The organism is Phenylobacterium sp. (assembly GCF_016124325.1).
GTDB lineage: Bacteria > Pseudomonadota > Alphaproteobacteria > Caulobacterales > Caulobacteraceae > Phenylobacterium.
Genome location: NZ_WGNY01000017.1, coordinates 55,978 through 79,124, shown reverse-complemented (window position 1 = coordinate 79,124; position 23,147 = coordinate 55,978). Strand labels below are relative to the sequence as shown.

General features: G+C 69.0%; 24 protein-coding genes and 1 pseudogene. 7 read left to right on the top strand and 18 right to left on the bottom strand.

Annotation, left to right across the window (positions count from 1 at the left end):
- Positions 1-33: 33 nt before the first annotated feature.
- The 7 genes and pseudogenes from thiL to glyA form a co-directional block, all read right to left on the bottom strand.
- Positions 34-957, bottom strand: a pseudogene (thiL, locus tag GC203_RS09670) (thiamine-phosphate kinase); the annotation flags it as partial.
- Positions 956-1,420 carry a transcription antitermination factor NusB gene (gene nusB / locus GC203_RS09665; RefSeq protein ID WP_293453715.1) on the bottom strand — a complete coding sequence of 155 codons (465 nt, stop codon included), beginning with the start codon at positions 1,418-1,420 and terminating at the stop codon, positions 956-958. The gene nusB and the pseudogene thiL, both read right to left, overlap by 2 nt.
- On the bottom strand, positions 1,417-1,881 hold the full coding sequence (ribH, locus tag GC203_RS09660; RefSeq protein WP_293453713.1) for a 6,7-dimethyl-8-ribityllumazine synthase: 465 nt from the start codon (positions 1,879-1,881) through the stop codon (positions 1,417-1,419). Before ribH ends, nusB begins: the two co-directional genes overlap by 4 nt.
- A gap of 209 nt (positions 1,882-2,090) precedes the next feature.
- A complete protein-coding gene (locus GC203_RS09655) occupies positions 2,091-2,663 on the bottom strand; it encodes a hypothetical protein (protein WP_293453711.1) in 573 nt (190 codons plus the stop codon).
- A 107-nt stretch (positions 2,664-2,770) separates the two neighbouring features.
- Positions 2,771-4,024, bottom strand: coding sequence for a hypothetical protein (locus GC203_RS09650; RefSeq protein WP_293453709.1), 1,254 nt, complete (start codon positions 4,022-4,024; stop codon positions 2,771-2,773).
- Between the two features lie 385 nt (positions 4,025-4,409).
- Positions 4,410-4,883: a transcriptional regulator NrdR gene (gene nrdR, locus GC203_RS09645; protein ID WP_293453707.1), complete on the bottom strand. Its 474-nt coding sequence runs from the start codon at positions 4,881-4,883 to the stop codon at positions 4,410-4,412.
- A 32-nt stretch (positions 4,884-4,915) separates the two neighbouring features.
- Entirely contained in the window at positions 4,916-6,205 is a 1,290-nt protein-coding gene (gene glyA, locus GC203_RS09640) for a serine hydroxymethyltransferase (RefSeq protein ID WP_293453908.1), read from the bottom strand.
- Positions 6,206-6,394: 189 nt separating this feature from the next.
- On the opposite strand from glyA, the gene GC203_RS09635 reads away from it, so the two are divergent.
- Complete coding sequence (locus tag GC203_RS09635; RefSeq protein WP_293453705.1) at positions 6,395-6,826, top strand: MucR family transcriptional regulator; 432 nt, start codon at positions 6,395-6,397, stop codon at positions 6,824-6,826.
- A 169-nt stretch (positions 6,827-6,995) separates the two neighbouring features.
- On the opposite strand, the gene hemA is transcribed toward GC203_RS09635, so the two are convergent.
- The 5 genes from hemA to GC203_RS09610 all read right to left on the bottom strand — a co-directional run bounded on the left by hemA (position 6,996) and on the right by GC203_RS09610 (position 12,335).
- A complete protein-coding gene (hemA, locus tag GC203_RS09630; protein WP_293453703.1) occupies positions 6,996-8,225 on the bottom strand; it encodes a 5-aminolevulinate synthase in 1,230 nt (409 codons plus the stop codon).
- Between the two features lie 161 nt (positions 8,226-8,386).
- Positions 8,387-9,286 (bottom strand): 3-hydroxyisobutyrate dehydrogenase, encoded by a 900-nt coding sequence (mmsB, locus tag GC203_RS09625; RefSeq protein WP_293453702.1) that lies wholly within the window; start codon positions 9,284-9,286, stop codon positions 8,387-8,389.
- Positions 9,287-9,304: 18 nt separating this feature from the next.
- A complete protein-coding gene (locus GC203_RS09620) occupies positions 9,305-10,045 on the bottom strand; it encodes a methyltransferase (protein WP_293453700.1) in 741 nt (246 codons plus the stop codon).
- A gap of 43 nt (positions 10,046-10,088) precedes the next feature.
- On the bottom strand, positions 10,089-11,138 hold the full coding sequence (locus tag GC203_RS09615; protein ID WP_293453698.1) for an enoyl-CoA hydratase/isomerase family protein: 1,050 nt from the start codon (positions 11,136-11,138) through the stop codon (positions 10,089-10,091).
- A 57-nt stretch (positions 11,139-11,195) separates the two neighbouring features.
- Positions 11,196-12,335: an isobutyryl-CoA dehydrogenase gene (locus GC203_RS09610; RefSeq protein ID WP_293453696.1), complete on the bottom strand. Its 1,140-nt coding sequence runs from the start codon at positions 12,333-12,335 to the stop codon at positions 11,196-11,198.
- 119 nt (positions 12,336-12,454) lie between these two features.
- On the opposite strand from GC203_RS09610, the gene GC203_RS09605 reads away from it, so the two are divergent.
- On the top strand, positions 12,455-13,069 hold the full coding sequence (locus GC203_RS09605; RefSeq protein WP_293453694.1) for a hypothetical protein: 615 nt from the start codon (positions 12,455-12,457) through the stop codon (positions 13,067-13,069).
- 47 nt (positions 13,070-13,116) lie between these two features.
- On the top strand, positions 13,117-14,133 hold the full coding sequence (gene hemB, locus GC203_RS09600; RefSeq protein WP_293453692.1) for a porphobilinogen synthase: 1,017 nt from the start codon (positions 13,117-13,119) through the stop codon (positions 14,131-14,133).
- Between the two features lie 6 nt (positions 14,134-14,139).
- Here the strand turns inward: hemB and GC203_RS09595 are convergent, their stop codons facing one another.
- From GC203_RS09595 to GC203_RS09585, 3 genes are all read right to left on the bottom strand, one after another.
- Entirely contained in the window at positions 14,140-15,021 is an 882-nt protein-coding gene (locus tag GC203_RS09595; RefSeq protein WP_293453691.1) for an SMP-30/gluconolactonase/LRE family protein, read from the bottom strand.
- A gap of 77 nt (positions 15,022-15,098) precedes the next feature.
- Positions 15,099-17,282, bottom strand: a complete 2,184-nt coding sequence (locus GC203_RS09590; RefSeq protein WP_293453689.1) for a molybdopterin cofactor-binding domain-containing protein — start codon at positions 17,280-17,282, stop codon at positions 15,099-15,101.
- A gap of 36 nt (positions 17,283-17,318) precedes the next feature.
- Complete coding sequence (locus tag GC203_RS09585; protein WP_293453687.1) at positions 17,319-17,765, bottom strand: 2Fe-2S iron-sulfur cluster-binding protein; 447 nt, start codon at positions 17,763-17,765, stop codon at positions 17,319-17,321.
- A 213-nt stretch (positions 17,766-17,978) separates the two neighbouring features.
- Here GC203_RS09585 and GC203_RS09580 point away from each other — a divergent pair, with 213 nt between their 5' ends.
- Positions 17,979-18,362 (top strand): NUDIX domain-containing protein, encoded by a 384-nt coding sequence (locus GC203_RS09580; protein ID WP_293453685.1) that lies wholly within the window; start codon positions 17,979-17,981, stop codon positions 18,360-18,362.
- On the opposite strand, the gene GC203_RS09575 is transcribed toward GC203_RS09580, so the two are convergent.
- The 3 genes from GC203_RS09575 to GC203_RS09565 are packed head-to-tail and all read right to left on the bottom strand — an operon-like array spanning position 18,359 to position 20,497.
- On the bottom strand, positions 18,359-19,066 hold the full coding sequence (locus GC203_RS09575) for a Coq4 family protein (RefSeq protein ID WP_293453683.1): 708 nt from the start codon (positions 19,064-19,066) through the stop codon (positions 18,359-18,361). The genes GC203_RS09580 and GC203_RS09575 overlap by 4 nt on opposite strands.
- Positions 19,067-19,118: 52 nt before the next feature.
- Positions 19,119-19,991, bottom strand: coding sequence for an alpha/beta hydrolase (locus GC203_RS09570; protein WP_293453682.1), 873 nt, complete (start codon positions 19,989-19,991; stop codon positions 19,119-19,121).
- A complete protein-coding gene (locus GC203_RS09565) occupies positions 19,988-20,497 on the bottom strand; it encodes a GNAT family N-acetyltransferase (protein ID WP_293453680.1) in 510 nt (169 codons plus the stop codon). The genes GC203_RS09570 and GC203_RS09565 overlap by 4 nt, the downstream gene beginning before the upstream one ends.
- Positions 20,498-20,574: 77 nt before the next feature.
- On the opposite strand from GC203_RS09565, the gene GC203_RS09560 reads away from it, so the two are divergent.
- The 3 genes from GC203_RS09560 (at position 20,575) to GC203_RS09550 (ending at position 23,031) form a co-directional block, all read left to right on the top strand.
- On the top strand, positions 20,575-21,471 hold the full coding sequence (locus tag GC203_RS09560) for a flagellar motor protein MotB (protein WP_293453678.1): 897 nt from the start codon (positions 20,575-20,577) through the stop codon (positions 21,469-21,471).
- Between the two features lie 74 nt (positions 21,472-21,545).
- Positions 21,546-22,313: an arginyltransferase gene (locus GC203_RS09555; protein ID WP_293453677.1), complete on the top strand. Its 768-nt coding sequence runs from the start codon at positions 21,546-21,548 to the stop codon at positions 22,311-22,313.
- A gap of 64 nt (positions 22,314-22,377) precedes the next feature.
- Positions 22,378-23,031 carry a DnaA/Hda family protein gene (locus tag GC203_RS09550; protein WP_293453676.1) on the top strand — a complete coding sequence of 218 codons (654 nt, stop codon included), beginning with the start codon at positions 22,378-22,380 and terminating at the stop codon, positions 23,029-23,031.
- Positions 23,032-23,147: the final 116 nt, after the last annotated feature.

The following is a 23,147-nucleotide window of genomic DNA, read 5'->3' as shown; positions in this document are numbered from 1 at the left end:
GTTCCCCCTCTTTTGCCGGAACGTTAGCCCGGTTCAGCCGTGGCGCCAGCCGCCCGCGCCCGGATCGATCACCTGCCCGTCCAGCCGCGCCTCCAGCCCGCGCCCCTCGACGACCTCGCCGACGACCGTGAAGCCCGGCACGGCGACGGCCGACGTCGCCACGATCTCATAGTCGTCGCCGCCGCTGGCCAGGGCCGCCAGGGCGGCCGCGCGATCGGGCTGGGCCGCCAGCCATGTCCGCGCGGGCGACGACAGCGGCACGCGCGCCAGGTCCAGGATCAGCCCCACGCCGCTGGCTTCGGCGATGTGGCCGGCGTCGGCGATCAGGCCGTCGGAGACATCGGCGGCGGCGGTGGCGTGCTCCAGCACCGCGGCGCGCAGATCGAGCCGCGGCGTCGGCAGGCGGTATCGCGCCGCAAGGCGGCCCTCCGGGTCGGCGATCTCGCCGCGGGCGGCCAGCAGCCCCAGCCAACCGTCGCCGATGTGGCCGCTGACGATCAGCCGGTCGCCCGGCCGCGCGCCGGCGCGGCGCACCATCCGGCCTTCCGGGACCCAGCCCAGGGCGGTCAGGCTGGCGGTCAGCGGGCCCGGCGTGGAGACCGTGTCGCCGCCCATCAGGCTGACGCCCGCCTCGCGCAGGTCGGCGCCCAGGCCGGCGGCGAAGCCGGCGCGATCGGCGTCGCCGAAGTCCTTGGGCCAGGCCACCGCCAGGAAGGCCGCGAACGGTTCGGCGCCCTTGGCCGCGAGATCCGACAGGTTCACCCGCGCCAGCCGGCGGCCCACAAGCTCGGGCGTCTCGCCGGCCAGGTAGTGGACGCCCTCGACGATGGCGTCCTTGGTCACCACCAGGTCGTAGCCCGGACGTTGCGGAACCACGGCGGCGTCGTCGCGAAGATCGAAGGCTCCCGCCGCGCCGCGGGTCAGGGGCCGGAAGAGCCGGGCGATCTCGCCGAACTCATCCAGCTGGGTCATCCTTGGCCGCCCGGACGTCGCGGGCCACGCCATCGAGGGCGCCGTTGACGAACCCCGGCTCGGTCCCCTCGAAGAAGCTCTTGGCCAGCTCCACGTATTCGTCGATCACCACCTCGGTGGGTACGTCGGGGCGATGGGCCAGCTCGAAGGCGCCGGCGCGCAGGATCGCGCGCACCGTGGCGTCCAGCCGCTCCAGCCGCCACCCCGAGGCCAGCCGCCGCACGATCGCCGCGTCGATGCGGGACTGCTCGCCCACCACGCCGCGCACGAGGTCGCCGAAGAAGGCCTCGTCGGCCGCCGCCAGGGTCACCCCGTCGACGTCGCGGTCGAAGCGATGCTCGGAGAACTCGCGGATCACGTGCTCGACGCCGATGCTCGACACCTCCATCTGATAGAGCGCCTGGACGGCGGCGAGCCGCGCCACAGAGCGCGAAGCGTGGGCGCTCATCGCTTGCCCCCCATCAGTTGCTGCTTGAGCGCGATCATGGAGAGCGCCGCCTGGGCCGCCGCGCCGCCCTTGTCGCCTTCGCTCGTCCGGGCCATGGCCCAGGCCTGGTCCTCGTCTTCACAGGTCACCACGCCGCTGCCGATGCAGAGCCGGCGGCCGACCGACAGGTCCATCAGCCCCCGCACAGCCTCGGCGGCGACGATCTCGAAATGGAAGGCTTCGCCGGCGATCACCGCGCCCAGGGCCAAATAGCCGTCGTAGTGCTTGCCGGCCGGCCGGTGACCGCCCTCCTCCGCGAACGCGATCGCCGCGGGAATCTCCAGGGCGCCGGGAACGGAGACCACGTCATATTCCGCGCCGAAGGCGGCGAGCGCCTGGGTCGCGCCATCCAGCAGGGCGTCCGCCAGCCCGTCGTAGAATCGCGCCTCCACGATCAGGAGGCGCAGCGGTTCATCGCTCATCGAAAGTCCTTGAACAGTTGGATGCTGCTCTTAGGCCGTTTCTCGCCAGCGGGCGAGATGGCGCGCCGGCCTGTCGATCACGAGGTCCGCCGGCGCGCCGGAATCGAGGCGGCCATGCGAAGGCGCATCCCGGGTGCGCGGGATCAGGTTCACGCCGAAGATGTCGCCCTCCCCCGCGGGAGCTGGGCGCGAGCCGCCAGTCCCGGGGCTCAGCCCGAGCCGCGCCAGGGCGGGTCGAGGTCGTCGAGGAACGCCGTGGCCTCCGGCGGCGGATCGGGCAGATCGCGCCAGGCGCGGGCGCAGGCCTCGGACAGGCCCAGTTCGAGGGCGAGTTCGACGACCGCCTCGTCGATCGGCGCGCGTTCGAACGTCTCGTCCGGGGCGCGGCGCGCCAGGCCTTCCACGAGGCCGCCGACCAGATCGTCGAACAGCTCGTCGCGTTCGTCGTCGGGACCTTCGCAGGCCTCGCGCTCGGCCCAGGCGACGCGGGCCACCGCGCGGCGCACCGTGGCCATGCGCCGGGCCACGGCGGCTTCGTCGCGGACCTGCGGATGTTCGCGCGCATGTTCGGCCAGGGCGCGCTTCAGCCGGACCTTCAGCAGCAGGAACTGGCGGTAGGAGCGCGCGGCGCGCTGGGCGGTGCGGGCCAGGCGGTTGGCTTCGTCGGGGTCTTCCGCCGCGTGGGCCCGCTCGGTGAAGCGGCGGGCCGTGGCGAGGTCCAGCGCCGCGAGCTCGGAAAGCCCCGCCGCCTCGGCCTCGGTGATGTCGAGCGCGTCCAGCATGAGGCGCGGAGTGGAGCACGCCGGTACGTCAGGAACGGACGTAGGCGGAGGGCGGACGTCGCGAATGTCAGGGACGGGTGGAGAGGTCGCATTGGCCTAGGCAGCTGCTAACAGCGAGGACACCCGCCGCCTGGAGGGCCGCCTCCGCCTCTTCGGTCAACCCTGGCAGCAGCTTCCTCAGCCAAACGCTGACGCCTTGCCAGTTCGGCTTCGTAAGCGAGTACCGAGTTCAACCGACTCTCGAAGCCTGCCCGTATGTCCTTGACCGCAGCGAGTTGGCTGTCTCTCGAACCGCGCATCTTTGCGACGCGGACATTCACTTCTTCTGCATCCGAAGTCGCGAGGACCTGATCAAAATTGATATCTTTCAATGATGACTCCAGCGTCTCCGCGGGTCCCATTCCCGAACCATCACCAAGAACGGCTACTCGGAGGAGACGGGAATTGTTGGAACCATAGCCGGCGATGATGCTCGCATATGCGTTCTCGGCGCCGGCGAGTTGGACGGCGTAGCCGTCGAGCATCTTCATCGCCGCGTCAGCGCGCTTCAAACTTTCGAAGGCTATTCCGAGTTGGATTGACCGAAGCTCGCGTGCGTCAGCCTCATAGTCTTTGAGCGGCAGACGACTTCCCCGAGCGGATCCTACCCGTTCGAACCCGTCGCCGCTCAGCCTGATGCCTGGCTTTGGCAAGGCTTCGATTCGAACCTTGGCATTTGTTGCCACTACATCACGCGGGTCGGAAGCACCAATAAGAGCGACTGTATCTCTATAAAGTAGACCGTAGCAATTGTTCGCCGTATCGCAGTCAATTTCTTTTATGTATTTCCAGGTATCATGACTCTCAAAAAAGCTAATCGACAGCTGATCAATCGCAAGCACGAGATCGGGAACTCCAGAAAACCTACATCTAACCTCACGTACCGTTGCTATGACGTCCGTGTAACGTGCGAACGCCCAGGTCGGACTGGTGCTTCCGTTGATCTTCTCGCGCCGATTCTCCGCAAATCTCAGAAGATTGCTCGTGGCGGTGTTGCCGGATGGCTTGTTTAGAACTTCCCGTACGACTCTATCAGCCGCACTTCCAGCGATCGGCGGTAGGGTCTCTAGCGTACACTGCAAGCGATCGGTGGCCTTCTCCACCGAAAAATCAATGCGGTCGAACGCTGTATCGACGCTCTTGTCTAGCAGCGGAAGGGCCTGCTCAAGCGCTTTGATAAATTCCTCCCTGACGGTAGCAGGATACCGCTCTAAGAAACGGCGGGTCGACCCATCAAGCCCCCCCTTTACGCCGAAACTCAGCGACCAGCAGGGCGTCGCCACAAGCCAGGCACAAAACGCCGTCAACACAAGTCTGAACATGCGTCGCCCCCACCGCTAATATACCCTGACTTGTGTTCTCGAACATTGCAATCAATTCTGCACCCAACAGCAGCTCAAGGTCGAGGGGCGCCACTTCACGAGGTCTGCCAGGCGGAACCGCGTTCTTTCTGTCAAGGCGTGGGCATGATCAATCCGAGATCCGATCTTACGGAGCTCGCCTCCGGGTAGGATGGAGACATCGGCGGCGCTCCGAGGACCGGCCTTTCACCCCGCATTTTCGTCATCCCGGCCGGAGCGCTCGCAAGAGCGCGGAGAGCCGGGAGCCAGCCGCGTAGCGTCGACATCTGAGCTGCTGGGTCCCGGATCTTCGGGCGCTGCGCGCCCTGCGTCCGGGATGACGCGCTGTAGGGCCCGCGAACCGGACCTAGCGCTCGCGCGCCAGGACCTCGTTCAGGCCTTCCTCGCCCAGGAAGCGGGCGAAGTCCTGGGTTTCGCGGAAGTCGCGGTAGACCGAGGCGTAGCGGACGTAGGCCACGTCATCGAGCTGCTTCAGGTGCTTCATCACCAGCTCGCCGATGGTGGACGACGGCAGCTCGGTCTCGCCCATGCTTTCGAGCTGGCGCACGATGGCCGAGATCATCCGCTCCACCCGCTCGGGCTCGATCGGCCGCTTGCGGATGGCGATGGAGATCGACCGGGCGAGTTTGTCGCGGTCGAAGGGCGTGCGCCGCCCCGAGCGCTTGAGGATGGTCAGCTCGCGCAGCTGCACCCGCTCGAAGGTCGTGAAACGGCCCTCGCACGCGGGGCACATCCGGCGACGCCGGATCGCCGCGCCGTCTTCCGACGGGCGGGAATCCTTCACCTGGGTTTCTTCGTGGCCGCAGAACGGGCAGCGCATGATCTAGCCCCCTATGCGGCCAATAAACGCTATCAGCTGTAGATGGGGAAGCGTCTCGTCATCTCCAGGACCTCCCCGCGGACCTTTTCCTCGACGGCCGAGGAGTCCTCGCCGGTGGCCACGGCGTCCAGCACCTCGCCGATCCAGTGGCCGATCTTGCGGAACTCCTCCGGGCCGAAGCCGCGGGTGGTTCCGGCCGGGGAGCCGACGCGCAGGCCCGAGGTCTGCATCGGCGGCAGCGGGTCGCCGGGGATCGAGTTCTTGTTGGTGGTGATGCCGGCGCGCTCCAGCGCGACCTCGGCGACCGCGCCGCTGACGCCCTTGGGGGTCAGGTCCACCAGCATGAGGTGGCTGTCGGTGCCGTTCGAGACGATCTTGAAGCCGGCGTCCTGCAGGCCGTCGGCCAGGGCGCGGGCGTTCTCGATCACCCGCTTCGCATAGGTCTTGAACTCGGGCTTCAGGGCCTCGCCGAACGCCACCGCCTTGGCGGCGATCACGTGCATCAGCGGCCCGCCCTGGAGGCCCGGGAAGACGGCGGAATCGATCTTCTTCGCCAGCTTCTTGTCGTTGGTCATGACCATGCCGCCCCGGGGGCCGCGCAGGGTCTTGTGGGTGGTGGTGGTGACCACGTGGGCGTGCGGGAACGGGTTGGGATATTCCCCCGCCACGATCAGGCCGGCGTAGTGGGCCACGTCGCACATCAGGAGCGCGTCCACCTCGTCGGCGATGGCGCGGAAGCGGGCGAAGTCGATGGCCCGCGAATAGGCCGAGCCGCCGGCGATGATCACCTTCGGCTTGTGCTCGCGCGCCACGGCGGCGGCCTCATCGTAGTCGATCAGGTGGTCCTGGGTCCGCACGCCGTAGGCCACGGGATGGAACCACTTGCCCGACTGGTTGACGCTCTTGCCGTGGGTCAGGTGCCCGCCGTGGTCCAGGTTCATGCCCATGAAGGTGTCGCCCGGCGCCATGGTGGCCATGAACACCGCCTGGTTCGCCTGGCTGCCCGAGTGCGGCTGGACGTTGGCGTACTCGCAGCCGAAGAGCTGCTTGGCGCGCTCCTGGGCCAGGCGTTCGGCCTCGTCCACGACTTCACAGCCGCCGTAGTAGCGCTTGCCCGGATAGCCCTCGGCGTACTTGTTGGTCAGCACCGAGCCCTGGGCCTCCAGCACGGCCTTGGAGACGATATTCTCCGAGGCGATCAGCTCGATCTGATCCTGCTGCCGCTTCAGCTCGCCCTGCAGGACGCCCGCGAGTTCAGGATCGGCCTGGCCGACGCCCTGGTTGAAGAAGTCGGCGGATGCGGGCTGTGCTTGGACGTGCAGGTTCAAGGGCGAGACCTTTCTGGCGGACGAATGAATCCCGGGGGCGCGGAGCGCCTCCTTTACTCCCGAACGCCCCTCGCTCCAACCGCGCCGGGGGAACTATCGCGCCCGCCCAGCGTTGACCCGGAAAGACGACGGCGCGGCGCCATGGCGTCAGCGCGGGCGGCTGTCTGTCGAGAAGGGGAAGTCATGAGCGTAGCTCCCGATTCGAGCGAACTGTCGGGCGAGGACCTGATGCGGCTGGGCGCGGGAATCGTGGCGGCCTACGTCAGCCGCAACCCGGTCACGACCGACGACGTCCCGGACATCATACGCTCGGTCCACACCGCCCTGCGGCAGCTCGCCGACCCGGCTCCGGTGGTGGCCGAGGAACGCCCCAAGCCGGCCGTGCCGGTCGGGCGCTCGATCCAGCGCGACTACATCGTGTGCCTGGAGGACGGGAAGAAGCTGAAGATGCTCAAGCGCTACCTGCGCTCGCGCTACGACATGAGCCCGGACGACTATCGCCGCCGCTGGGGCCTCGCGCCCGACTATCCGATGGTGGCGCCGGCCTATGCCGCGCGGCGGTCCGAATTCGCCAAGAAGATCGGCCTGGGTCGCGGCGTGCGCCGCCGCAACTGAGGCTTCCCGGAAAACAGGACGCCCCTCTCGCGAGGGGCGTCCGGGAACCGCCTGTGTCGGGTTGTGGGCCAGATCGGATCCCGATCTGGAGTTGAGCACGCTTCGACGGATTCGAGTGCAGGCCAAAACGCCGCGGCGCGGAATGTCGCAGGCGGCGGCCGTCGCCGGCCTAGGCGGCGTAGCCGCCCACGCGCTTGACGTTGCAGCGGACCCAGAGGGCTTCGAGGGCCTCGACCAGCTCGTCCATCATGCCGTCGGTATGCGCCGGCGACGGCGTGAAGCGGAGGCGCTCGGTGCCGCGCGGCACGGAGGGGAAGTTGATCGGCTGGACGTAGACGCCGTGATCCTCGAGCAGGATGTCGGAGATCATCTTGCAGTGGATGGGGTCGCCCACCAGCACCGGCACGATGTGGCTGACGCTGGGCATGACCGGCAGGCCCGCCTTGCGGAACTTGGCCTTCAGGGTGGCGGCACGCTCCTGGTGCGCCAGCCGGACCTCGTTGTGCGCCTTGAGGTAGCGGATCGAGGCCACGGCGCCGGCGGCGAGCGCCGGCGGCAGCGAGGTGGTGAAGATGAAGCCGTCGGCCCAGCTGCGGATCGCGTCGCAGATCACCGCGTCGGCGGCGATGTAGCCGCCCATCACGCCGAACGCCTTGCCCAGCGTGCCTTCGATGATGTCGATCTCGGCCATCACGCCGTCGCGTTCGGCCACGCCCGCGCCGCGGGGGCCGTACATGCCGACCGCGTGCACCTCGTCGAGGTAGGTCATGGCGCCGTACTTCTTGGCCAGCGCCACCGTGCCGCGCATGTCGGCGATGTCGCCGTCCATGGAATAGACGCTCTCGAAGGCGATCACCTTCGGCGCGTCCGGATCGGCTTCCATCAGCAGCTGTTCGAGGTGTTCCAGGTCGTTGTGGCGGAACACGCGGCGCTGCTCTCGCTTGCCGGCGCGGATGCCGCTGATCATCGAGTTGTGGTTCAGCTCGTCGGAGAAGACGATCAGGCCGGGCAGGATCTTGTAGAGGGTCGACAGCGACGCCTCGTTGGAGACGTAGCCGGAGGTGAAGAGCAGCGCGGCTTCCTTGCCGTGCAGGTCGGCCAGCTCGGCCTCCAGCTCCACGTGATAGTGGGTGGTGCCCGAGATGTTGCGGGTGCCGCCCGAGCCCGCGCCGGCCTCTTCGATGGCCTGATGCATGGCGTCGAGGACGACGGGGTTCTGGCCCTGGCCGAGATAGTCGTTCGAGCACCAGACGGTGACGTCGCTGGTGGAGCCGTCGCCCTTGGTCCAGGTGGCCCGGGGGAACTCGCCGCGGTGACGCTTGAGGTCGGCGAAGACGCGGTAGCGTCCTTCCGAGCGGACGCGCTCAAGGGCCGTGCGGAAAGCTTCCCTGTAATCCATCGACGTCAATCCCGTGGCGCCTTCGCGCTCTGCCAGACCTTCGGATACGACCGCCTTTTGGCGCCCTGACTTGCGGATGTCCATAAAATGAACGCCCCGTCAGGCGCGGCTTTCGTGAAAGCGGGCATAGAATCCGTGAGTGGAACGCGCCTTGATCCGGATCAAGCGGCCGGGGGCGGCGCATGGCCGCGCAGCATCTCCAGGATGGCCGAGAAATCCTTGCCGCCGCCGCCCAGCCGATCGAACAGGGCGTAGAGCCCTTCGGCCGCGGCCCCCAGCGGCGCAGCCGCGCCGGCCTTGGCGGCCGCCTCCTGGGCGAGCTTGAGGTCCTTCAGCATCATGGCGGTGGCGAACCCGCCCTCGTAGCCGCGATTCGACGGCGCGGCGGGCACCGGGCCCGGCCACGGGCAATAGCTGGTCAGGCTCCAGCACTGGCCGGACGACTTCGAGGCGATCTCGAAGAAGCGCTCGCCGTCCAGGCCCAGCTTCTCGGCCAGGGCGAAGGCCTCGCAGACCCCGATCATCGAAATGCCCAGGACCATGTTGTTGCAGATCTTGGCCGCCTGCCCCGCCCCGTGGTCGCCGGCGCGGATCGTGATTCGGCTCATCGGCTCCAGCGCCGCCTCGACCGCGGCGAAGTCGGGCTCGTCGCAGCCCACCATGAAGGCCAGGGTGCCGGCGTCGGCCGCGGCCGTGCCGCCGGAGACCGGCGCGTCGGCGAACCGGAAGCCGGCCGCCTTGGCCTGGGCGGCCACGGCGCGGGCGCTGTCCACGTCGATGGTCGAGCAGTCGACCAGCAGCGCCGACTTTGGCGCGTGCGGCAGGATGTCCTCGGCGTAGACCTTCCGGACGTGGGCCCCCGCCGGCAGCATGGTGATGACCACGTCCGCGCCGGCCACGGCCTGCGACGCCGACGGCGCGGCCTTGCAGCCCTGCCCGCGCGCGCGGTCCAGGGCCGCCGCGGAGAGGTCGAACGCCATGACCTCGCGCCCCGCCTTCGCCTGATTGGCGGCCATGCCGCCGCCCATATTGCCGAGGCCGATGAACGCGACGCGGGTCATGTGCTCTTCTTCCGTGCTTTAGGCTGGTTTCTTGAACTTGTAGACGAACTGGTCCGTGTGGTGACGGATCGAGGGGTCGAACACGCCCTTGGTGTGATCGTCGCCCGGGTTGCGCAGCGCGTCGCTCTCGCCGACGAACTTGAAGCCGGCGGCCTCGACCTCCCGCTTCACGACGGCCGGATCGATCCGGTGCACGGTGCTGGTGGCGTTCGCCGTGTCGGCGTTGGCCACGTGGTCGAGCACGATGTAGACGCCGCCGGGCTTCAGGGCGTCGTAGATCGACTTGTTGAACGCCAGCATATCGACGTTCGGGATGTTCTTGACGTCGTGATAGTTCTGCGAGGTCCAGAGGATGTCGGCCTTGGTCGGGACCGCGACCCCGCCCGTCAGCGCCACGTGGATCGACTTGACGTTGGAATAGGCCGGATCGGCGGCGAGGGTGTCCTGGGCCGGCGGCTTGGCCGGGTCGCGCGCCGGACCGCCGACGGCGTAGACGGTTCCGTTCGGCCCCACGGCCTTGGCGAACAGGCGGGTGAAGTAGCCGCCGCCGGGGATCAGGTCGATCACCGTCTGGCCCGGCTTCACGCCCGAGAATTCGAGCATCTCGGCCGGCTTGCGGACCGCGTCCAGTTCGGTGTCGGCGGCGGGCCGGTTGGCGTCGGCGATGGCGGCTGTGACGGCCGGCGACGGCGCGGCGAGCGCGGCGCCCGCCGAGAGCGCCATGGCCGCGGCGGCGGCCAGCAGAATTCGGGTCTTCATGGTGGTGATCCCTCCCGCGGCCGCACACCGGCCGCCTTGCCTCTCAAGGTAGAGGCGACCACTCCTGATCGGAAGGCAGGGGCGCAAATATGGCGTCGAGGATGTCGTCGCCGACGGCCTCCAGGGTCGGCGGATTCCACTTCGGCGCATTGTCCTTGTCGACGATCACCGCGCGCACGCCCTCGATGAAGTCGTGGCGCTGAACCACCCGCGCGCCGATCCGGTATTCCATGGCCATGTTGTCGGCGAAGCTCTTCAGGCCCGCGCTGGTCTTCAACTGGCGGAAGGCCACCTTCATCGTCTGCGGCGACTTGGTCGCCAGCACGGCGAGCTGTTCCTTCGCCCAGTCGCTGTCAGAGGCCTTCAGCGCCGCCACGATCGCTTCCACGCTGTCGCCGCCGAACGTGCGGGCGATCTCGTCCTGATGCTGGGCGACGGGCGGGCGGCCGGCGTCGCCTTCCATCTCCGTCAGCAGCGTTTCGATCGCGGCGGGATCGGCCAGCACGCCCGCCTTCAGGGCGTCGACCTTGCCGCTCTCCAGATAGTCGGTGGCGATGCCCAGCAGTTCGCAGTCGGCCGCCTTCACCCGCGCGCCGGTCAGGGCCAGCCACAGGCCCAGATGGTCGGGCATGCGCGACAGGTGCCAGCCGCCGCCCACGTCGGGGAACAGGCCGATCCCGGTCTCGGGCATGGCGTAGGTGGTGCGCTCGGTCGCCACCCGGTAGCGGCAGGGCATGGCGATGCCGACGCCGCCGCCCATGGTGATCCCGTCCATGATCGCCAGCGTCGGCTTGGGATAGCGGAACAGCAGCTCGTTCAGCCGGTATTCGTCGAAGAAGAACGCACGGGCCTTCGACCCGTCGCCGGCGCCGCTTTCGGCCAGCATGCGGATGTCGCCGCCCGCGCAGAAGCCGCGCTCGCCGGCGTGGTCGAACATCACCAGTTCGACGGCCGGATCGTCCCGCCACGCCAGCAGCGCCTCGGTCATCAGGCCGATCATGTTGGTGGTCAGGGCGTGGATCGCCTTGGGCCGGTTCAGCGTGATCCGCCCGACCCGGCCGTCGATCCGGCAGATGGCTTCGGGTTCAGACATCGATCGCCTCCGCCTCTCCCCCCGCACTTCGTGTCGGGGGAGAGGATTTTTGCGCGCTCATGGCCGGAACAGCTCCCGCGCAGTGATCACCCGCATGATCTCGTTGGTGCCTTCGAGGATCTGGTGGACGCGCAGGTCGCGCACGATGCGTTCCAGCGGATAGTCGCGCAGATAGCCGTAGCCGCCGTGCAGCTGCAGCGCCTGGTTGGCCACCTCGAAGCCGGCGTCGGTGGCGAACCGCTTGGCCATGGCGCAGTACTGCGTCGCCTTCGGGTTCTTGTGGTCCAGCGCATGGGCGGCGCGGCGCACCATCAGGCGCGCGGCGTCCAGGTCGGTCGCCATGTCGGCGAGCCGCCACTGCAGGCCCTGGAATTCCTTCAACGCCTGGCCGAACTGGTTGCGGGTCTCCAGGTAGGCCTTGGCGGTGTCGAGCGCGAGCCCCGCCCCGCCCAGCGAGCACGAGGCGATGTTGATGCGCCCGCCGTCCAGCCCGGCCATGGCGAACTTGAAGCCCTCGCCCTCCTCGCCGATGCGGTTCTCCACCGGAACGCGGCAGTCGTCGAAGTTCACCTGCGCGGTGGGCTGGGCGTTCCAGCCCATCTTCTTCTCCTGGGCGCCGAACGACAGGCCGGGCGTGTCCTTCTCGACGATGATCGCCGAGACGCCCTTGGCCCCCGCTCCGCCCGTGCGCGCCATGACCACATAGACGTCCGAAGTCCCGGCCCCGGAAATGAAGGCCTTCGACCCGTTCAGCACATAGTGGTCGCCATCGCGAACAGCCGTGGTCTTCAGCGCCGCGGCGTCCGAACCCGAGCCCGGCTCGGTCAGGCAATAGGAGGCGATCAGCTCCATCGAGGTGAGCTTCGGCAGGAACCGCCGGCGCAGGTCCTCGCCGCCGAACCGGTCGATCATCCACGAGGCCATGTTGTGGATCGAGATGAACGCCGCCACCGAGACGTCGCCGTAGCTGAGCGCCTCGAAGACGATGGAGGCGTCGAGCCGGCTGAGCGCCGAGCCGCCCACGTCCTCGCGAACGTAGAGCCCCGCGAACCCCAGCTCGGCGGCCTTCTTCAGCACGTCGACCGGGAAGTGCTTGTCCTCGTCCCAGCGGGCCGAGTTCGGAGCCAGCTCGGCGGCGGAAAACGCCCGTGCAGCGTCCTCGATCGCCCGCTGGTCCTCGGTCAGGTCGAAATCCATGGCCGCTGGGTCGCCCGCCGCGTGCGGGGTGTCAACGGTCCGTAGCGGCGCCCTTGCGCCTCGGGACCGCCACATCGCGGCCCTCATCCACAGCTTGGCTGCAGGCGGGAGGACAATCCATGCATGTGGCCGCCGGCATCGCTCGTCTGGGGCCTGGCGAACGCCGTGCGCTGATCGTGCTCGCGTCGATCGCGCTGCACATGGTCGTCCTGGGCTGGCTGGCGTTCCGGCGCGCGCCGGGAGAGCCCGCGGCGGAGGTTCCAGCGCTGAGCATCCAGATCGTGAGGCTCGCTCCACCCGCCCGGCCGCGGCGCGAGCCGCCTCGCCGCGATCCAGCCGGGCGCGTCAGCACGGAAGCGCCAACCGCCGCGCCGCCGGCTCCCCCGCCGCCATCGAAGGAAGCGGCCGCCAAGGACGCGGACACCGTCGATCCGCGCTGGCGGGTCGACCTGAACCCGCCCGTGTTCAAGGACGGGCAATGGCCTCGCCCAACGCCGCCGCCCTCGCTGCGACGTCCCAAGTGCGACCCCTGGGATGACTCCTCCGCGGCGAAGGCGGCGTGCCGGCGCGAGCTGGCCGTGGCCCGCGCGATCGACCGCAACAACGACCCGCAGAACGGCGACGACGACTTCGCCCGCGAAGCCCGCCACAAGGGGGCCATGCGCGACTATCACGACGCGCCGGGCACGTCGGGCTATCCGGGCCTGCGCTGCGCGCTGCTCCATCGCTGCTGACCGATCCCCCCCTTGCCTCGGCGCGCGCGTGGGTCCAAACGCGCCGCATGACCAAAGCTCCCCTCGCCCCCTTCCCGGCGCTGCGCATGCGCCGCCTGCGCCAGGCCGACTGGATCCGCCGGATGGTCCGCGAGACGGTGCTCACGCCGTCCGACCTGATCTGGTCGATGGTGGTGCATGAGGGCGAGGGCCAGATTCCGGTGGGTTCGATGCCCGGGATCAGCCGCCTGTCGGTGAAGGACGCCGCGGCGGCCGCCAAGGAAGCCCGCAGCCTCGGAATCCCCGCCATCGCCGTCTTCCCGCACATCGACGGCGCCAAGAAGGACGCCTCGGGCAAGCTGGCGCTCGATCCGAACGGCCTGGTCGCCAACGCGGTGAAGGCCATGAAGGACGCCGCCCCCGAGGTCGGGATCATGTGCGACGTGGCGCTCGATCCGTTCACCGACCACGGCCACGACGGGGTGCTTGAGGACGGCCGCGTCGTCAACGACGCCACTGTGGAGGTGCTGGTCCAGCAGGCGCTGATGCAGGCCAAGGCCGGCTGCGACATCCTCGCGCCGTCCGACATGATGGACGGCCGCTGCGGCGCGCTGCGCACGGCGCTGGAGGCCGAAGGCCTGCAGGACGTGATGATCATGTCGTACGCGGCCAAGTACGCCTCGGCCTTCTACGGCCCCTACCGCGAGGCGATCGGCTCCGGGAAGCTGGGGACCGGTTCGGTCGACAACCCCGGCGACAAGAAGACCTACCAGATGGATTCGGCCAACCACGCCGAGGCGTTGCGCGAAGTGGCCCTCGACATCGCCGAAGGCGCCGACATGGTGATGGTGAAGCCGGGGATGCCCTACCTCGACATCGTCCGCCAGGTGGTCGACGCCTTCTCCCTGCCCACCTTCGCGTTCCAGGTTTCGGGCGAGTACGCGATGATCATGGCCGCCGCCCAGAACGGCTGGCTGGACGAAGAGCGTTCGATCCTGGAGAGCCTGGGCGCGTTCAAGCGGGCCGGCGCGGCGGGGATCATCACCTACTTCGCGCCGCGCGCCGCGCGGATGCTGGGGGCCTGATCTTCCTCAGGGCCGCCCCGCGTGGGGAACGTCGACCTGCGCCACCAGGATCCGGCCCACCATCTCGCGTGCGGCTTCCTCGTGGTCGGACCCGCCCGCCACCATCATGAACAGCGTCTTGCCGTCATCGCCGCCCAGCATGCAGGCGAAGCAGGGCTGGCCGTCGGTCTCGATGGTCTCCAGCACCTTGCCGCCCTCGCCGATGCGCACGCACTCCGGGGCGATGGGGTTGGCGATCCAGATGGCCCCCTCGGCGTCGAGGCAGATGCCGTCGGGCAGCGAGGGCTGGGTCGAGGCCCAGACGCGCCGGTTCGAAAGGCTCCCGTCCGGGCCGATGTCGAACGCCGTCAGGGCGGCCGCCAGCGATTCGCCCACGATCAGGGTCTTGCCGTCGGGGGTGATGACGGGACCGTTCGGGAAGTGCATGTCGTCGGCGACGACCCGAGCCTCTCCGTCCGGCGTGACGTAGGCCAGCTTGGCGGTCGGATGCTCGGCGATCACCGACGGAGCGCCGCGCGCCGCCATCTCGGCGTCGAGATCGAAACCGAAATTGCCGACGTAGGCGCCGCCCGCCGCATCGACCACCATGTCGTTGCAGTGGAAGGTGGCGATGTGGCCCAGGTCGGCGTGCACGGAAATCTTGCCGTCGAGGTCGCGGCGCAGGAGCCGGCGCTTGGTCATGGAGACGATCAGCATGGAGCCGTCCGGCCGCCAGCCGAGTCCCGAGGGCTGGTCGTCGATCTCGAACTCGGTTCGGAGGTCGCCCGCCAGCGACACCGACTTCACCGCGTGCGCGTAGAAGTCGCTGAACCAAAGCCGGCCGTCGCGCCACCGGGGCCCCTCGCCGAAGTAGAGCCCGCCCGTGAGCACCCGCGTCTTCCGAACCATGACGATCTTCCCCTGGCTTTCGTCGGGGGAAGATCGCTGAGCCGGACCGGCGTGTCATCCCGCCGGACGGATCTTCCCTAAAGGCCGCCCATCGTCGCGCCCGGATAGAAGGGCAGCTTGCGGAGCCGCTGTCCGGTGAGCTTGGCGTAGGCGTTGGCCATGGCCGGCGCGACGCAGGGGACGCCTGTCTCGCCCACGCCGCCCGGGGCGGCCTCGCTCGCCACGATGCTGACCTTGATGTCCGGAACATCGCCGGCCTTGGCGAGCCGGTAGTTGTTGAAGTTGGTGACGTTCGCCTTCCCGCCGGCGAACAGCACCTGCCCCCACATCGCGGCGGACAGTCCGTGGATCACCCCGCCCTGAATCTGCGCCTCGATCTGGTCGGGATTGACCGCCACGCCGCAGTCGATGGCGCAATAGAGCGTGTTGAGGCGCATCTTCCCCGAGCTCTGGGAGACCTCGGCGACCATGGCGATGTAGCTGCCGAAGCCCTTCAGGAAGGCGACGCCTCGCGCCCGGCCGGATCGGGGCGAGGACGTCGACCAGCCGCTGAGGGCGTCGACGGCGTCGATGACCCCGACGGCCCGCGGGTCCCCGGCCAGCGCCGCCCGGCGGAACGCCAGCGGATCGGCGCCCAAAGCGCCGGCCAGCTCGTCGATGGCGCTTTCGACGGCGAAGGTGTTGTACGACTCCCCGACCGAGCGCCAGTAGCCGAGGGGGATGTCCGCCGGCAGCGGAACGAACTCGATCCGCCGGTTGGCGATCGCGTAGGGAAGGCCCTGGGCCCCGGCGACGGCGCCGGTGTCCTCGGGATTGTTGCCCGGCTTGGTGTTGCGCTGGATGTTTATCGAGGGCGAGACGTTGCGGTAGATCATCGCCGACAGGTTCCGGTTCGCGTCGAGCCCGGCCTGCACCCGGATGACCGCGCACGGCCGGTACATGTCGTTCTGGAAGTCCTGCTTGCGCGACCAGGTCAGCTTGACGGGCTTGCCGATCGCCTTGGCGACCTTCACCGCCTGGCCGACGTAGTCCTGCTCGATCTTCCGGCCCAGCCCGCCGCCCAGGAAGGTGGTGTGAACCTTGATCGCCGTCGCAGGCAGGCCGGTGATCGCCATGACGGTGGGGATGCAGAGCTGCTGGCCCTGGGTGGGCGCCCAGACCTCCGCGGAGTCGGCGGTGACCACGGCGGTGCAGTTCAGCACCTCCATGCAGGCGTGGGCGAGATAGGGAAGCTCGTAGGTGGCGTCGAGGCGGACGGCGGCGTCCGCCAGGGCTATGGCCGGGTCGACGCCGCCCGTCGTCTCGTAGATCCGCGGCGCGGCCGACGTCGATGTGGCCAGGGCGCGGGCGTTGGCCATGATGCTGGTCGAGTCGCGCGAAGAGGTGTCCGCCGGCAGGTTCCACCTGATCTTGGACGCGAGCGACTCCGCCATCCGCATGGCGCTCCAGGTGTCGTTCGCCACGACCGCCACGGCGTTGCCGAGATCGACCATCGCGAGCGCGCCGGACGGCTTCGAGGGGAGGCTCGCGACCGTCCCGCCCAAGGTCGGACAGTGGACGACCGACGCGAAGACCATTCCGGGGACCTGCACGTCCGAGCCGAAGACGGCCGAACCGTCGACCTTGGCCGGAATGTCGGTGCGCGCCATCGGCTTGCCGATCACGTTGCGCGTGGTCGCCAGGGCCGGCGAGGCCGGCGCCGGCAGGCCGGCCGCCGTCTCCACGAGTTCGCTGAACCTGTAGGTCTTGACCCCGTTCGTCGCCTTCCCGCCCGGGGCCAGGCTCCAGCCTCCGCCGGGCGTAAGGGTCTCCGCGGCCGCCAGGAGAAGTTCGCGCGCGACGGCCGCCGCCTTGCGAAGCGGCGTGTACCAGCCCCGCATGCTCGTGCTGCCGCCCGTCAGCTGGGCGCGGAACAGCGGGTTGGCGAACGGATTGGGCTGGCCGGCGAAGGCGTCGGCGTGCTCGACCTTCACCTGCGTCCAGTCGAGCATCAGCTCCTCGGCGATGAGCTGGGCCAGGCCGGTCATGATCCCCTGCCCCATCTCGGTCGCGCCGATCAGCAGGGTGACGTCGTTCGCGCCGTCGATCCTGAGATAGGCCCCGAGGTCCGTCGTCGGCAGCGCGGCCGCCGCGCTCGCCGTCCCCGTCGCGCCCGAGGCGCCGCTGAGCGGGGCGCCGAGCTTCGCCAGGCCCGCGCCGACAGGCACCATAAGAGCCGCGGCGCCGCCAGCCAGGATGGCGCGCCGATCAAGCGTTTCCATGAACGTCCCTCCGAATGTCTTGATTGGGTCGGGCGCCTAGAGGCCCTGTTGCGCCGCCTTGATCCGCGGGTAGGTCCCGCAGACGCAGAGGTGATTCACCTCGGAGGAAATCTCCTTGCCGTGGTGACCGCCCTTCATCGCCGCGACGGTCGCCGTCAGCATTCCGGGCTGGCAGTAGCCGCATTGCGGCACCTGGTGTTCGACCCAGGCGGCCTGGGCCTTCTTGCCCTCCGCGTCCGTCGAGAGACCTTCGACCGTGACGATCTTCTTTCCGATCGCGGAGCCCACGTCGAAGACGCAGGAGTGTTCCCGCTGGCCGTCCACCAGCACGGTGCAGGCCCCGCAAACCTCGATGCCGCACCCGTACTTCGTGCCCGTCAGGCCGAGGACATCCCGCAACACCCAGAGCAGAGGCATATCGGTGCTACTGACGGTCGCGGTTCGGACGACGCCATTCACGTTCAAGGAAATCTTCGTCGACATACCTTCAGACTCCTGTATATACGAGACTTGTTACAGCCAAGCTTTGAGTCGTTTATTGAGAATGATTGTTAATTCGAGCAGTCGACTCGTTTACCGAAGTAGAAGGCGAAGTTTCCGCAACGATCAGCAATATGGAACCCTTGTGTGCGGCGAGATGACGCATCTCCCCTTGCAGGCGAGCGCTCCCGGGCTTCTCAAGGGTGGCATTCGGACGTGATCGTCGAGGTCGTCGGCGCGATCATCGGCGATGGCGCAGGGCGCATCCTGACCGTCCGCAAGCGCGGCGCGCGCAGGTTCATGCTGCCGGGGGGCAAGCGCGAACCCGGCGAGGACGACCTGACGGCGCTCGCCCGGGAGCTTTCGGAGGAGCTTGGCGTGCGCCTCGTCGCCGCCGAGCCCTTTGGACGGTTCGAGGCCGAGGCCGCCAACGAACCGGGCGCGCGCGTCAGGTCATCGGTCTACCAGGCGGAAATCGATGGCGACATCGCCGCGGCCGCCGAGATCGAGGACCTGCGGTGGATCGATCCGGCCGCCCTGCCGGACGTCCCGCTCGCCCCGCTGCTGGCGGAGCAGATCCTGCCCCGGCTTCGGGCCTAGGCCGCCTCGGGCGTCACCCGCGCCATCCGACGCACCTCGGCGAGTGGAAGCGCCAGCAGGTCTTCGAAGGGCAGCAGATCCAGGCCCCTCGCCCTGCGGCCGCGGAACCAGGCGCGCAGGCATTCGAGAACGTAGCCCGGCCCCTCGCTGCGCAGCCGCGCCTGCAGCGACGAGACCATCAGCAACCGGTTCGAACGGCCACCGCTCAACCCATGGCTGAACCAGAGCAGCAGCGTCTCGCCGCGGGGATCGGCGGCGTAGCCGGTCAGCACGTGGCGCAGGTCGTGGATCAGGATGTTGCGCTCGCCGAACCACGCGGGCCCGTCCTGGGGAACGCGTCCCCCGCGCGCCTGCCGGCCGAGCTCGACAAGCTTGGTGGGCGACAGGCTCCAGCGGTCGATGTGGGCCAGGAAAGCGCGGCCGAAGCTGCCCTCGGGGGTCGCCTCCAGCGCGGCGCGATCCTGGAGCGCCGCCATGAGGTCGGGACGGCGTTCGTAGAGCCGGCGGCCGGCGGGGACCGTCATCATCCGCGCGAAGCCGCGCTCGTTCCCGTCCGGGTTCAGGGCCTGGATGACCTCGAACGCCATTTCGGTGCGGTTCGGATCGTCGCGCAGAATCCGCGCCGCCGCCCTCGCCCGCTTCCAGTCCGGCTTGCGCCGCGCGGCGCGATCCTGGGCCAGATCTCGGGTGACCGTTGCATCCATGGCCGCCTCCCTTGGGCGCGCCGCCATTCGGCGTGCGTTGTCGGGGGCGAGTTTAGTCGCCTTGTCCGCCCAGCCAATCCTTGAGAATGGCGTTCACCTTCTCGGGCGCTTCCTGCTGGACCCAGTGCGAGACCCCCGGCAGGCGGTGGATCGTCAGGTCGCGGACGTAGGCGTCGGTCCCGTCCAGCAGCTCCAGCCCCAGCGCGGCGTCGGCCTCGCCCCAGACGATCAGCGTCGGAACCTCGATGGGGTCCCAGGGCCCGGCGAGCTTGCCCTGCAGGCGGAACGCGGCGCGGTACCAGTTGATCATGCCGGTGATCGCGCCGGGCCGCTGGGCGTTGCGGGCGTAGTGGTCCAGCACCTCGGGCGTGAAGTTCGCCTTGTCGACGGCCATGTCGTGAAACGCGCGCCGCACGGCCCTGGCGTCGTTCGCGGTGGTGACCCACTCGGGCAGGCCGGGGATCTGGAAGAAGAACATGTACCAGCTCTTGGCGAGCTGGCTGAAGGACCGGCGCAGCACGGCGCTCATCACCGCCGGGTGCGGCACGTTCATGATCACGAGGCGTTCGAGCGGCCGCACGCGGTTGGCCGCGAAGGTCCAGGCCAGGCCCGCGCCCCAGTCGTGGCCGATCAGGGTGACGGTCTTCGCGCCGCTGGCGTCGATGATCGCCGCCACGTCCTCCATGAGCCGATCGATGAGGTAGGCCTTGACCTCGCGCGGCTTGGGCTCGGTCTCGCCATAGCCGCGCAGGTCCGGCGCCCAGGCGCGATAGCCCAATTCGGCCAGCAGCGGGAGCTGGTAGCGCCACGAGAAGCGGCTTTCGGGAAAGCCGTGCAGGCAAAGCGCCAGCCGGTCGCCCTCCCCGGCCTCGTCGACGGCGAAACGGAAGCCGTTGGCCTCCACGGTGCGGGTGGTGATCGTCATGGGTAGGTGAAATAGGTGCTTTCGCGCTCGGCGCCGGGAAGGGTGATCATGCCCTGCAGGGTGAAGCCGATCTTCCGCAGGACCGCCATGGAGGCGAAGTTCTCAGGCGAGGTGACCGCCGCCAGCCGGTCGACGCCCAGTTGGTCGCGGGCGTGGGCCACCACCGCGGCGGCGGCCTCCTGGGCGTAGCCGCGCCCCCACGCGTCGGGGACGAAGGCGTAGCCCACGTCAGGCATGTCCAGGCCCTCGCGCCGGACGAGGCCCGCCATGCCGACGGGCCGGCCATCGTGCTGGACCGCGAGCCACATGCCGAATCCCAGGTTGTCATAGCCGGCGATCATCCGATCACGGATGTAGGCCTCGGCCTCTTCGACCGTGCGCACGCCTCGATCGCCGATGTTCTCGAGGAACCCCGGCGAGTTGAGCAGCTCCAGCACGAACGAAGCGTCGTGCGCCTCGGCCTCGCGCAACACCAGCCGCTCCGTCTTGAGTATGGTTCTGGACACGCCCTCTCCCTCCGCAACGCCATCTTAACGGCGTCCGGCGCAACTTGCCCGCCAAACAGCGTTAAGGCGGATGAACCATGGCCGCGGGCAGCGACCAGCCGATCCTCATCAAGAAGATCAAGAAGGGCGGCGGCGGCGGCCACCATGGCGGCGCGTGGAAGGTCGCCTACGCCGACTTCGTGACCGCGATGATGGCCTTCTTCCTGCTGATGTGGCTCATCAACACCACCAGCCCCGAGCAGAAGCGCGGCATCGCCGATTACTTCGCGCCGGCCAGCGTCTCCGAGACCTCCTCGGGCGCCGGAGGCATCCTGGCGGGCACGGCCCTCGGCAGCGACGGCTCCAAGAGCTCGGGCTCCAGCGCCGTGATCGAGGAGCTGGCTCCGAGCTCCCAGAATCCGAACGACGGCGACAGCAGCGAGGGCAGCAAGGCCCAGGCGCCCGCCGATCCCGACATCGACGCCGACCTGAAGCGCGAAGAGGCCGCCTTCCACTCGGCCGCCCAGTCGCTGCGCCAGGCGCTGCAGGACATGCCGGAACTGGCCGAGCTGTCCAAGAACATCATCATCGACGAGACGCCCGAGGGCATGCGCATCCAGCTCGTGGACCAGGAAGGCCGGTCCATGTTCGCCCCCAACAGCGTCCAGCCGAACGACCGCGCGAAGCTGCTGCTGCGGGCGATCTCCAAGGTGATCAACCAGCTGCCCAACCGGATCAGCCTCTACGGCCACACCAGCGCCAACTCGGACGGCTCGCGGCCGGAGAGCGACTGGCAACTCTCCGCCGGCCGCGCCAACGCCTCCCGCCAGGTGCTCCAAAGCGCCGGCGTCGACGCCGACCGAATCTATCAGGTGTCGGGAAAGGCTGGCTCCGAGCCCCTCTATCCCGACGACCCGACGCTGCCCGGAAACCGCCGCCTCGCGATCGTGCTCCTGCGCGAGGCGCCTGTGCTGCCGCCAAATCCCGCGCTCTAACCGGGCCTTGCGCGTCGCGCCGGCATGACGCCTAATCGCGGCATGACGAATGGTCCGAAGGCGACCGCAGCGCCGTGACGCAGCATTTCCCGACCCGACAGCTCCGGTTCTTCCTGACCGCGCCGTCGCCGTGTCCGTACCTGCCGGAGCGCTGGGAACGTAAGGTTTTCGCGCATCTGCCGCTGTCGGACGGAGCCGCGGTCAACGACAGCCTGACGCAGGTGGGCTTCCGCCGCTCGCAGAACATCGCCTACCGGCCCGCCTGCGAGGCCTGCTCGGCCTGTGTCTCGGCGCGCGTCCCCGCCGGGGACTACGTGTTTTCGCGCTCGGAACGGAAGATCCTGTCCCGCAACGAGGACGTCTCCCGCTGCCTTGTCGAGGCCGAGGCGACGATGGAGCAGTTCGACCTGCTCCGGCGCTATCTGGTGGCCCGCCACGCCGACGGCGGAATGGCCGAGATGACCTGGCCTGACTACGTCGCCATGGTCGAGGACACGGCCGTCCGGACCCACATCATCGAGTATCGGGTCAGCCGCGAGGACGGCGGTCCGTCCGACCTCGTGGGTTGCGCGCTGGTGGACCTGATGAGCGACGGACTCTCGCTGGTCTACAGCTTCTACGACCCCACCATGCCGCGGCGCAGCCTGGGCTCGTTCATGATCCTGGACCACGTGGTTCAGGCGTGCCTCACGAACCTGCCATACGTCTACCTCGGCTATTGGGTGCGGGGCTCCGAGAAGATGGACTACAAGGTGCGCTTCTCGCCGATCGAGCTGCTGCGTCCCGAGGGCTGGACGCTGGCGCAGGCCCGCGACCTGCCGGCCGGAGCGCGCCGCGACTAATCGTGGCGCGGCGTCCCGCCCCGGCCTAAAATCAAACTGTGATCATGATCGAACGGCGACACCCATGGCACGGCAGCTTCGGCTGAGCCTGGGGCGGAAGAGCCTCCCCTCCCTCGACGAGTTCGTACGGGGCCCATCCAACGCCGACGCGGCGGCCGCCGTCGAGGCGTGGCCGGGCTGGCCCGTCGGATGCCTGGCCGTCGTGGGCCCCAAGGGATCGGGCAAGTCGCACCTCGCCCGCGCCTGGGCCGCGCGAACCGGCGCGCTGATCCTCTCGGCGGAGACGCCCGACGTCGAAGCGGCGGCCGGCCGGCCGGTGCTGCTGGAGGACGCCGACCGCGGCGTGTCGACGGAAAGCCTGTTCCACCTGATCAACCTGGCGGGCCGCGACGGCGGCGGCCTGCTCCTGACGGCGCGAACCCGGCCGGCGACCTGGCCCACCGCCCTCCCCGACCTGCGCTCGCGGCTGAACGCCTTGCTGGTGGTCGAGATCGAGCCGCCCGACGACCAGGTCCTGGAAGGCGTGCTGCGGCGCTTCTTCCGCGACCGCAACATTCGCCCGCCCGAGGCGGTCTACGCCTATCTGCTGGCCCGTATGGGCCGTTCGATCCCGGACGCGGCCGAGATCGTGCGACGGCTCGACGAAGCCGGCGAGGACGGCTTCCGCCCGGTGACCCGCGTACTGGCCCGCGAGATCCTGGAGCAATCCCGGCGATAGCGCCGGCAGCGCCCAAGGCTTGGGCCCGATGGCGGCCGAGCCGCGAAATCTTGGGCGTCGGACTGGACAAACTGATTCGTTTTCCGGCACAGGTTTCGTGGTGGCGCGAAGGCCAC

Coding starts and splice junctions, on each gene's coding strand:
- GC203_RS09575 (WP_293453683.1), bottom strand. CDS start 19,066: ATGGATGCAACGGTCACCCGAGATCTGGCCCAGGATCGCGCCGCGCGG.
- hemA (WP_293453703.1), bottom strand. CDS start 8,225: ATGGATTACAGGGAAGCTTTCCGCACGGCCCTTGAGCGCGTCCGCTCG.
- mmsB (WP_293453702.1), bottom strand. CDS start 9,286: ATGACCCGCGTCGCGTTCATCGGCCTCGGCAATATGGGCGGCGGCATG.
- GC203_RS09620 (WP_293453700.1), bottom strand. CDS start 10,045: ATGAAGACCCGAATTCTGCTGGCCGCCGCCGCGGCCATGGCGCTCTCG.
- ribH (WP_293453713.1), bottom strand. CDS start 1,881: ATGAGCGATGAACCGCTGCGCCTCCTGATCGTGGAGGCGCGATTCTAC.
- GC203_RS09650 (WP_293453709.1), bottom strand. CDS start 4,024: ATGTTCAGACTTGTGTTGACGGCGTTTTGTGCCTGGCTTGTGGCGACG.
- GC203_RS09615 (WP_293453698.1), bottom strand. CDS start 11,138: ATGTCTGAACCCGAAGCCATCTGCCGGATCGACGGCCGGGTCGGGCGG.
- GC203_RS09610 (WP_293453696.1), bottom strand. CDS start 12,335: ATGGATTTCGACCTGACCGAGGACCAGCGGGCGATCGAGGACGCTGCA.
- GC203_RS09585 (WP_293453687.1), bottom strand. CDS start 17,765: ATGTCGACGAAGATTTCCTTGAACGTGAATGGCGTCGTCCGAACCGCG.
- GC203_RS09595 (WP_293453691.1), bottom strand. CDS start 15,021: ATGGTTCGGAAGACGCGGGTGCTCACGGGCGGGCTCTACTTCGGCGAG.
- GC203_RS09550 (WP_293453676.1), top strand. CDS start 22,378: ATGGCACGGCAGCTTCGGCTGAGCCTGGGGCGGAAGAGCCTCCCCTCC.
- GC203_RS09605 (WP_293453694.1), top strand. CDS start 12,455: ATGCATGTGGCCGCCGGCATCGCTCGTCTGGGGCCTGGCGAACGCCGT.
- GC203_RS09635 (WP_293453705.1), top strand. CDS start 6,395: ATGAGCGTAGCTCCCGATTCGAGCGAACTGTCGGGCGAGGACCTGATG.
- GC203_RS09560 (WP_293453678.1), top strand. CDS start 20,575: ATGGCCGCGGGCAGCGACCAGCCGATCCTCATCAAGAAGATCAAGAAG.
- GC203_RS09570 (WP_293453682.1), bottom strand. CDS start 19,991: ATGACGATCACCACCCGCACCGTGGAGGCCAACGGCTTCCGTTTCGCC.
- nusB (WP_293453715.1), bottom strand. CDS start 1,420: ATGAGCGCCCACGCTTCGCGCTCTGTGGCGCGGCTCGCCGCCGTCCAG.
- nrdR (WP_293453707.1), bottom strand. CDS start 4,883: ATGCGCTGCCCGTTCTGCGGCCACGAAGAAACCCAGGTGAAGGATTCC.
- GC203_RS09655 (WP_293453711.1), bottom strand. CDS start 2,663: ATGCTGGACGCGCTCGACATCACCGAGGCCGAGGCGGCGGGGCTTTCC.
- GC203_RS09590 (WP_293453689.1), bottom strand. CDS start 17,282: ATGGAAACGCTTGATCGGCGCGCCATCCTGGCTGGCGGCGCCGCGGCT.
- hemB (WP_293453692.1), top strand. CDS start 13,117: ATGACCAAAGCTCCCCTCGCCCCCTTCCCGGCGCTGCGCATGCGCCGC.